Genomic DNA, 9,865 nt, shown 5'->3' with positions numbered 1-9,865 from the left:
CTTAACCGCTCTTCCGATCTCCGTGGCCAGTATTTCCACGCCTTTGGTACTGGTAATAACCTAATGCCACGTGTCGCTACATCGCTCGATATTATCGACAACAAGGACTTCACGACTGCTGCATTTGGCGCCGCGAGCATACTAAAAACCCCAGCTGAATCCATCACGCTGTTTTTCCGTGCAGGTGGCCTGATCGGTGAGTATAAAAAAGAGGGTGCGCTTGCGCAGCAGTATGGCATAAGAGATACCCACATTACTGGTTACACCGGTACTGCTTGGCTGGTGTGGAAACCAATGCAGGATGGTTCCTATATTACTTTGTCACCGGAATACACCACAATGGATGGCAGCTTGAATATAGAAACCCTGAAAACTAGCGTTACAACCGCAGTTCCGCTTACAGAAAGCGGAGACAAGTGGCTACAGTTTAAATTCGATAATATCGACATGGATATCAACCACATGGGGAATACAGATTCAGTCACAGACCGTGTGTTCTGGACCCAGTTCAAAATGTTCTTTTAAATCAATTAAAAGATGCTGTCCGAGCGCTATGTGACTGAAGTTCAAAGTTATGATGGCGCAAACTAAAGAGCACAAAATATCAACGTTATATTTCAAAGGTAAAATTATGGGATTATTCAAAAGAACCGCGAAGAAGATACTCTCTCTTTCCATGTTAGTTCCGGCCCTACACTTTGGTGGAGCCATCGCTTGTACCAGCATCGCCCTTAAAGCCGAAGACGGCGCGGTCGTCTATGGACGAACCATGGAATGGGGAGCCTTTGATCTTAACTCTCGGGTTGCCATCGTACCCCGTGGATACGAGTTCCAGGCTTCCACTCCGGACGGTAAAAACGGCCTGAAGTGGAAGGTAAAATACGGAACAGTTGCTCTAGATGCGCTGGAAAAAGACTACTTGACCGATGGTATGAATGAAAAAGGTCTGGTGGTAGGCGTTCTCTATCTGCCAGGTTTTGCCGAGTATCAAGACTACGATCCAGCTAAAGCTTCGCAAACGATCAGCGAACTGGAGCTCGCTAACTACGTGCTGACGTCTTTTGCCACCGTAGAAGAAGTACGTGAAGGGCTTGCGAATATCCACGTGGTCGGTACACCAGAGCCTGCTCTTGGTAACATCGCAGCACCGATCCACTTATCGGTTGTAGATTCAAGCGGAAAAGCGATCGTGGTGGAATACCTTGACGGTAAAATGAAGATTTTCGATAACCCACTGCGTGTGCTGACCAATAGTCCTAGCTTCGAATGGCATATGACCAACCTGCGTAACTACATTGGTTTAACATCAAATGAACACCCGGCGAAAGCTCTTACGAAAGGAGAAAGCGAAGTTGACCTGACACCTATCGGTGCCGGTAGCGGATTCATCGGTCTACCTGGTGACTTTACCCCACCGTCCCGTTTTATCCGCGCGACCGCTTACACCCAGACCTCGCGTAAATTGGTTAATGGCGAAGAAGCATTGTATGAAGTCTTCCGAATTATGGATAACTTCAATCTACCTCAGGGTGCCGCAGAAGGGCCTAGCGTAAATCCAGAACTACTAGAAGGTATGCGCAGCTCTACTATTTGGACTTCTGCCGCTGACAGTAAAAACCTGAAGTACTACTATCATACCCAGAACAACCGTCAGGTACGTATGGTAGACCTTAACCAAATTGACTTCTCTAAAAACCCTGACGCCATCCGTCATGTCGAGATGGATAAGAGCAGAAAGCAGAATATAGAAAATGTGACGCCAAGCGATGTTGGGCGTTCATAAGAGTACCGATAATTACTTTAACCAATCGGAATTAATCCTATGTCAGTTCCGATTGGTGTAATGGATGATGATTTATTATTTTGGAGTAAGAAATGAAAAAACAACTATTAGCTAGTTCGATAGCAGTTGGTTTAAGCCTTGGCATGAATATAGCTCATGCAGAAGAAGGCAGTGACCTAATATTGATCCAAAATGTCAATGTTTTTGATGGTGTGCACGACAAGCTAAAAAAAGATCACGATGTTTTGGTTCAAGGCAATCTAATCCAGTCTGTTGGCAAGGATATCTCTGCTCCGGCCGGAGCAAAAATCATTGACGGTGATGGTCGTACGTTAACGCCTGGCTTTATCGATTCGCACACCCACCTTCAGTGGAACCTAAGTATTGCTGAGCATATGTATACTCCAATGGACTATCAGGGCGCTATTGCTCTAGTGGATTCTGAAGCGACGTTAATGCGAGGATTTACCACTATCAGGGATGTTGGCGGTTCAATGTTTGGCGTGAAGCGAGCGATTGACGAAGGCTACTTCCCTGGGCCTCGGATTTACTCAAGCGGAGCAGCTATAGGTATGACCGCAGGCCATGGAGATATGCGAGCGCCAAGTGTTGCCCCAAGAATGATGGGGGGGCCGTCAACAACAGAAATTGAGACGGCAGGTGTCGCTATTAACGCAGATGGTGTTGATGAAGTCTTAACTGCTGCCAGAATGCAGTTTCGGAAGGGAGCGGCTTTTTTGAAGTTCTTTGCCGGAGGCGCTGTCTCTGGTCTTTATGACCCTCTGGATATCTCGGAGTATTCTAAGGAAGAAATGGAGGCAATTGTTGGTGAAGCTGAGCGCTGGAACACCTATGCAGCCGTGCATACCTATACCGATGCCTCTACACAAGCCGCGTTGGAGGCAGGAGCTAAAACGTTAGAACACGTCAATCTGATCAGTGAAGACACAATGAAACTGGCTGTCAAAAAGGGTGCTTATATTGGTGCTCAGACCGGCGTATATATGAGCCCGGCCCCTGCCAGTTTTACTCCCGCTCAGGTTGCCCGTCAGCAACAAGCGAAAGAGGGACTCGACAGCCTGATGAAGCTGGCAAAGAAGCATGACGCTAAAATTTTGTTCGGCGCAGATATGGTGGGTTCTCTAGAACAGAAACGTATGCACTTAACAGAGTTTACCAATCGTACGAAATGGTTTACCAACGCCGAAATTTTGCAGCAGGCAACGTCAGTTAATGCCGAGGTACTTGAGCTAACAGGGCCACGTAATCCATATCCTGAAGCCAAGCTCGGTGTGATTGAAAGTGGTGCTTACGCTGATATTCTATTAATTGACGGTAACCCGCTGGAAGATATCAGTATTTTGACTAATCCAGAAGAAAATCTAGACCTTATCATGAAAGATGGTGAGATTTTTAAGAACACCATTAACTAGTTTTAGTATCGTCTAGCTCAGAGCTGAAAATGAACTTGTGTTAAGCAGCGCTGTGCTCCCAAGGCAGGTATCTGGCAATAGGTCCTGCCGTTTTGTTTTCTACAGGTCTAGTTATAAAGTTGAGGAGAAAGTAGTATGTCACTTATTAGGTTTTTGATGTCAAGTATTAGAGCAATGTTTCTTCCACTATTATCTGCATTTATACTCGTAGCGTCTTTAAATGCTAATGCCAATGATACCAAGCAGATAGACTGGCCAGATCTTATTGCACAAATAGAGTTTCATGATCCATTTTTGACTCTATCTAGTGATCATATTGCTAAGTTGCGTCGTTATGTTCAGCTTTCTGATTCAAAAACCACTAACCGTCAAGATTTAATAAAAGTTAAACAGGAACTGAATGAAGCGGGAATTGATAATGTTGAGGCGCTTTTGGCTAAAAGACAAGAGGTTGCTGAACTCAGAAAAAGAAAAGCGACAGAGGTCAATGAACAGCTAGACGGAAAAAACGTTCGCCTAGCAGGGTATATGCTGCCATTGGAGTTTGATGAACAAAGAGTGACGGAGTTTCTTTTGGTGCCATGGATCGGGGCTTGTATTCACACACCGCCACCTCCACCAAATCAAATGATTCACGTTACTCTTGAAGAAGGTGTAGACTTTGCAGGGCTCTATCATCCAGTATGGTTATCAGGAGAGCTAAAAACCACTGCCAGTACTCAGGAACTGTTTTTAGTAGATGGCTCCGCACCAGTAGAAATGGGCTATTCAATCGAGGCTGGGCTTATTCAGAGCTATGAGTAATGTACGCTGAATGAATTTGGTACTCACTAGAGTTTTCACAGTACTTAAGATAATCCACTAAAAGCTAATTTGGCAAAGTAGCTGACACGTTTCTGTCCAGAGGCTTCATAGACCTGAGGTTTGACTCGTGTGATCACGGAGCTAGACATTTGGTACTAAACTGACGGATTGCACTTTGCCTACTGGAAACTAGGAAGGAATTCTTCCTGGTTCAACTCATTCCTGCCCCATTCTTAGCCTTGCAGTTTATACTTATCTTGGTTGATGCTGTTTTTCTAAACTAAAGTAATGTTATTGCTCACTGAGACCAAACATAACTCTCCATTGAAATGGAGTGATGCAAGATTGGACTTTCCAACACCGTAAGATTATCAGCGTCATCTTTTGCTCCCATAGCAATAACTAACGGCAAATAATGCTCAGAGGTAGGGTGTGACTTCGTATAGTGAACAGACTTAACGTGAGGCTGTTTTGCCTCCGCTAAATTGCCTTCAAGAGCGATTTTCCGTGCCCAATTTTGGAATTTGTTTGCATAATCTGCGACGGGCTCGTGACTCATTCGAATGTCATATAAATTGTGCGTCAGGCTACCTGAGCAGATAACCGCAATATTCTGCTTACGCAATTGTTTCAAGGTATTACCGAGCTTTTCTAGTTCATCTGGTGACAGATCAACATTCAGCGACAATTGCACTATTGGCTTGTCTGCATTTGGGCGCAAGTGACACAGCGGTACCCAAACACCGTGATCCCAGCCTCGGTAATTGTCCGCCTTGGTTTCGAAACCATTGTTGGTTAATAAGTCGATGACTTTATTACCAACAATGTGTGAGCCCACAGCAGGATAGTTCAACTCGTACAATTCAGGTGGAAAGCCACCAAAGTCGTGAATGGTTTCTGGTTGGTCGTTGGTGATAACGACATTACCGCGGGCAACCCAATGTGGTGATATCACTAATATAGCTTCCACATCATCAAATTTAGCTACTTGATGGGTTAAATTATCGGTCGCCTGTTGTTGAGCCACGATGCTTGCGCCTAACGCAAACATCGGAGAACCGTGACCGACGAACATCAGAGGTGCTAGTTTCATACTCCCTCCGGTAAATATTTAAACCAATCCAAGTACGGCCCCTGAGGAATTATGCCAGATGGATTTAGCGCAGTTACCGAGTAATAGCCCGCTTTAATATGATCGACACGAGTGTTTTTCGCAAAGGCTTCGATTTGTAATAAGCGGTCCAAATACGCTGACAACGCAGGGTAGTCAGAGATGGCTTTGATGTTAGTTTTAAATAGGCCATGGTAGGCCACATCAAATCGGATCAAGGTAACGAATAACCGAATGTCGCTTTCGGTTAGTTGGTTGCCAACGGCAAAATCGTTATTCGCAAAATGTGTTTCCAGTTCTTCTAAGCGAGCGAAAATATCAACCATGGCTTCGTCGTAAGCTTTCTGGCTGGAAGCGAATCCTGCGCGATACACGCCATTGTTTAAGCTGTCGTAGATACTGCCATTAAACTCTTCAATTTGTGACTGCAACTCAGTCGGGTACAAATTGATGTTTGAATTATGAATCGGTCGTAAGTCTTCGTTCAAAATATGAAGAATATCAGCAGACTCGTTGTTGATGATTTTGTTATCACCACAATCCCAAAGTACAGGCACAGTCGCTCGACCAGTGTATTGGTCATCAGTCATCGTATAGAGATGGAGAGCGTATTGCACTCCCTCAATGCCACTCTCTGTAGAGCCTACCGTTGAATCAGATTCACCCCCAAATTGCCAACCGAAATCTGTTAGTACTGGGTCTAAGATTTTTACGTCAATTACATCTTCTAAGTTAAACAACGAGCGAGCAATTAATGTGCGTGTTGCCCAAGGACAAATGTAAGCAGCATAGAGTCGCAAACCTTTATCGACTGCTGACTGTGCATCGTCAATGCGATTTGTAAATGCGCTGCTTTGGCGGATGAAGCGGCCTTCACTGTCTTTCTCTTGAACGGGATCCCACTTGCGTTCCCACTTACCATTTACCAACATAATCTTTCCTTTTTTCGAAGAGCCCCCTGCGAGCGTACGCCATGGGCGTCTGTTGTTTGTCTAATTTGTTTCGAGTCCAATAGCTTTTATTAAGCGGTTTTGGTTGCACCAAGTAAGCGGTTATCAATGGCAAACTTTCCGCCACCTTGAATGGCTAGCGCTAAAGTGGCAGCGAATAACGCCAAAGCAAACTCGTAACCGTTATTGCTGATAAATAAGCCATGGCTGATGTGAACGCTGAAGATTGCCACTAACATGGCAAATGCATTGACCAGTGCTGCTGGGCGAGTCAAAAGGCCAAATATCAAGGCTAAACCTCCGAAGAATTCTGCACTGCCAGCCATCAATGCCATTAGGTAACCGGGTGCTAGCCCAATGCTTGCCATCCATTGGCCAGTGCCTTCAAGTCCATAGCCACCAAACCAGCCAAACAGCTTTTGCGCACCATGTGCAGCCAAAATGATTCCTACCGGAACTCTCAGTACTAGTGCCGCAAAGCCAGCATTGGATTGAATTACTTTGTTAAAAATGTGCTTGTTCATGGTATTTCCCTCAGAGTTGATTTATTCAAGTAAGTCTTAACTTGGGAATAAGATTAATCTTTCTCCTTTAGATGATAAATGGCATTATCATTGAATGATTTCCAATGTATTGTTGGTAATTGACTTATTAAAAGGATTTGTTTAATGGATAGGATTGACACCATGAAGGCGTTTCTCACGGTCTCTAGAGAAGGCAGTTTTACCAAGGCAGCAGAGAAACTGGGAACGTCAAATCAGTTGGTCAGTAAGTACGTATCTCATTTGGAGGAACAACTCGGGGTACGCCTGCTGAACCGCACGACGAGAAAAGTACACCTTACAGAAGCGGGCGAGCGATGTGTGCAACACGTTCAGCACATTTTGGAAAGTATTCAAGACATGGAAGGGAGCATGGGGCAGTTAAAGAATGAGGCGCAAGGTTTACTGCGTATCAGTGCTCCGGTGACTTTCGCTACCAAGCATCTCGCTTCACTTATTCGGGATTTTAAGCAGCTCAATCCGGCTGTGGGTATCGATTTGCAACTCAACGATCGGAAAGTCGATGTGGTTGAGGAGGGCTTTGATTTAGCGTTACGGATCGGGCAATTAAAAAGCTCATCCTTAATTGCAAAGCGTGTTGCTCCGGTTCGGTTGGTTATGTGTGCTTCCCCAGACTATCTTGAACGGCATGGAACGCCAGAGCATCCGGAACAGCTTATTCCAGAGCATCTGCTAAGCTACAGCTACATGGATTATAGTCAATCCGAGTCCCCACTTATGAATGCGCTGAAGCGCTCGTCAAAAGAGAAGAGTTCCGGTATTTCCTGCAACAACGGCGATATCCTCGTTGAGTCCGCTATAGCGGGAGAGGGCTATGTTTTTCAACCCACCTTTATCGTGTCTGACGCAGTAAAGAAGGGCCAACTTAACGTTATTCTAAAAGAGTTTGAGCCAGAACCCATGGCGCTATATGCGGTGTATCCGCACCGTAAGCTGATTGCGACTAAGTTGAGTGTTTTTATCGAGTTTCTCAGTAACTATTATGGTGATTTACCGTATTGGGATGATGTTTTTTAAGACTTGAACGGCTCCTGTAGTGGCTAAGTGAACTTGGCCACGTAGCTAGAGATTTGCAATACCTGAGTTAATCCTTTAAATGCTAATTTAGCAGAATCACTGACTCATAAATGTTCAAAAGTTTGTTCGAGGAAGCTGTAATATGTGTGCTGTACTAATACCTTGCCAACTAACGAAGTGATCTGAACCAGTGATACTGGACATTCACGTAAGCGACTTTTCCATACTTTTGATAATTCAAATTTTGCTAAATTGGAATTATCACTAAAAGGATATGTCCAGAAGTGTGCTGGAGGGGCATGCGGGTACACGAAAATGCCCTATTCTTTGTTAACCAAAGCTTGATTAAATCTCCTTGAGTTTCAATGCAATGAGCAAGGCTGCGCAGCTACTTACTGAAAATAAGATGAGTACCGCCGTTATATTCCACTGTGCAATGACCGCGCTGATTGCTCCGTATACCAGTAAAAGAATACCAATGACCGTATTACTCACTGATACATAGTCGGTTCTTTGGTTGCCGTCTGCCATGTCGATCAGATAAGTCTTCCGCCCTAAACGGACTCCTTGGTGTGTAATTGCGAGCAAAAAATAAATAAGAAGGTAAACAATTAAGACAGTCATCGAAGACAAAGCCGATTCGATTGTCACCTGGAATAGAGCCGTACACAGAAAAATACTTATGGAGAGCGCCGCCGTTAACAAGATCACATGGCGACTGCTGCGATCCGCCAACAACCCCCAAAACCAACCACTGATCAAGTTGGCCATTCCTGTTAAGATCACAAACAGCAGAACGCCACCAAGGTCAGTGTGTGGGGTTGCCAGTAAAACAATAAATGGAGCCGCTAGACCAGAACTCATTAACAGTGCTCGTACCATTACAAAGCGTTGAAATTGAGTATCGCTACGTAAAAGGTTAAGGTTCTTTATTGCTACTTTAAATCCGTTGCCTGCACCTTCAGTTGCGCCCTCATATTCAACAATCAACCCAAAACTGATGGCGGCAAACACCCAGAATAGGCTGGCAATCACCAGCATTGTGACCACAAAATTAATTGAACCATACTGAAAAGCCAGCATGCTACCAGTGACCAGTAGGGTAATGATGCCCGATAGGCTAGCGCTTAGACCGCCCAATCGACCGCGTCGAGCTTTAGGAATCGTTTTTCCTAGTACATCTTTGTTGGCAATAGAGCAGAGTCCGCGGCTAAGCGAGAAAATAACCAGTAACACGATAATCGTCCAGCCAAGCCTAGCGCCGTTGAGCTGAAGAGCCGAGATAGCCATTAAAGCAACAGCCGCTCCCTGTAACAACGAACCGATAACATAAAATTGTTTTCGGTGCTGGAATTGACGAACGATTCCACCCAATATTAGTTGCGGAATCAGAGAGCCAGACTCGCGAATGGGAACTAACAGTGCGGTGAAAAAAGCGGGTGCTCCGGCGGAGGTCAGGAGCCAAGGCAGCACGACTTTACTGCTGGTGAATGAATCTGCTAGCTTGGTGCTTAGCTGAGCAATTAATATTTTAAAAAAATTACCGGGCACCTCACTACAAGCTAAGTCAGAGATACCAGTGCATGCCCGAGCATCTTCTTCGTTTGAGAGCCGTTGATAGAGGGTTGTACTATTAAGTTTCATTTATGATCTCCTTAGGTTACCTATACGGGTAGTAAGGGACATAAGTTCATTTACACGCTCAAGTACATAACCAGATTTTTGACAACGTACAAATAGAGAACCAACGAGAGGCTAACTCAGTCATTCATTGAGCTCTCTACTGAATATTAGAAACGAGCCGAATTCAATTGACTCGAAACGATAAAGCAAGTGATGCTAATGAATGTGACAGGCGGTTGATCACACCGGCTTGATCATTGACCCCCTCAGTTTGCTCCAAGTTACTTGTTGATGCATCTCGGAGATTCGAAATATTTCGGGTCACTTCTTGTGACACCATACTTTGCTGTTCGGTCGCCGTGGATATTTGCATAGTTAAGTCTGAAATATCGGAAATACTATCGTAAACTTTTGCCACGAGAAGTTCTGTTTCTTGGGCCTCGGCCGCACAAGTTTCAGCGGCTTCTTTCCCTGATTCCATTTTTTTTGACCATGAAATGAGAGTGGTATGAATTTCAGATACCGATGTGTGTATCTGCTCGGTTGCAGATTGTGTTCGAGTTGAGATCGGAAGAGCGGGT

9 protein-coding genes and 1 pseudogene are annotated in these 9,865 nt (G+C 44.8%); 5 read left to right on the top strand and 5 right to left on the bottom strand.

Translation table 11 applies throughout. The features are described from left to right. The 4 genes from ACP45E_RS03840 to ACP45E_RS03825 all read left to right on the top strand — a co-directional run. Window positions 1–525, top strand: a 525-nt coding sequence (locus ACP45E_RS03840) for a hypothetical protein (RefSeq protein ID WP_158008365.1), incomplete at its 5' end; no start/stop codon positions are given. Between the two features lie 49 nt (window positions 526–574). After that, a complete protein-coding gene (locus ACP45E_RS03835) occupies window positions 575–1,783 on the top strand; it encodes a linear amide C-N hydrolase (RefSeq protein WP_017037261.1) in 1,209 nt (402 codons plus the stop codon). Between the two features lie 92 nt (window positions 1,784–1,875). Next, complete coding sequence (locus tag ACP45E_RS03830) at window positions 1,876–3,216, top strand: metal-dependent hydrolase family protein (RefSeq protein WP_017037260.1); 1,341 nt, start codon at window positions 1,876–1,878, stop codon at window positions 3,214–3,216. A gap of 156 nt (window positions 3,217–3,372) precedes the next feature. Further along, window positions 3,373–4,020 (top strand): DUF3299 domain-containing protein, encoded by a 648-nt coding sequence (locus tag ACP45E_RS03825; RefSeq protein WP_241824263.1) that lies wholly within the window; start codon window positions 3,373–3,375, stop codon window positions 4,018–4,020. A gap of 298 nt (window positions 4,021–4,318) precedes the next feature. On the opposite strand, the gene ACP45E_RS03820 is transcribed toward ACP45E_RS03825, so the two are convergent. From ACP45E_RS03820 to ACP45E_RS03810, 3 genes are all read right to left on the bottom strand, one after another. Next, entirely contained in the window at window positions 4,319–5,113 is a 795-nt protein-coding gene (locus ACP45E_RS03820; RefSeq protein ID WP_017037258.1) for a DODA-type extradiol aromatic ring-opening family dioxygenase, read from the bottom strand. Continuing rightward, window positions 5,110–6,063: a glutathione S-transferase family protein gene (locus tag ACP45E_RS03815; RefSeq protein WP_017037257.1), complete on the bottom strand. Its 954-nt coding sequence runs from the start codon at window positions 6,061–6,063 to the stop codon at window positions 5,110–5,112. Before ACP45E_RS03815 ends, ACP45E_RS03820 begins: the two co-directional genes overlap by 4 nt. Window positions 6,064–6,152: 89 nt before the next feature. Further along, on the bottom strand, window positions 6,153–6,605 hold the full coding sequence (locus tag ACP45E_RS03810) for a DoxX family protein (RefSeq protein WP_017037256.1): 453 nt from the start codon (window positions 6,603–6,605) through the stop codon (window positions 6,153–6,155). A gap of 144 nt (window positions 6,606–6,749) precedes the next feature. Here ACP45E_RS03810 and ACP45E_RS03805 point away from each other — a divergent pair, with 144 nt between their 5' ends. After that, window positions 6,750–7,661 (top strand): LysR family transcriptional regulator, encoded by a 912-nt coding sequence (locus ACP45E_RS03805; protein ID WP_017037255.1) that lies wholly within the window; start codon window positions 6,750–6,752, stop codon window positions 7,659–7,661. Window positions 7,662–8,006: 345 nt separating this feature from the next. Here ACP45E_RS03805 and ACP45E_RS03800 read toward each other — a convergent pair whose 3' ends face one another. Together ACP45E_RS03800 and ACP45E_RS03795 are read right to left on the bottom strand one after the other, a co-directional pair. Continuing rightward, entirely contained in the window at window positions 8,007–9,305 is a 1,299-nt protein-coding gene (locus tag ACP45E_RS03800; RefSeq protein WP_017037254.1) for an MFS transporter, read from the bottom strand. Window positions 9,306–9,468: 163 nt separating this feature from the next. Then, a pseudogene (locus tag ACP45E_RS03795) lies at window positions 9,469–9,865 on the bottom strand (methyl-accepting chemotaxis protein); the annotation flags it as partial.

Origin of the sequence: Vibrio genomosp. F10 str. 9ZD137 (assembly GCF_049974785.1) — a bacterium.
In the GTDB taxonomy this organism is placed as follows: domain Bacteria; phylum Pseudomonadota; class Gammaproteobacteria; order Enterobacterales; family Vibrionaceae; genus Vibrio.
Note: the sequence above shows the minus strand (reverse complement) of the source record. Positions and strands in the feature narration are given on the sequence as shown.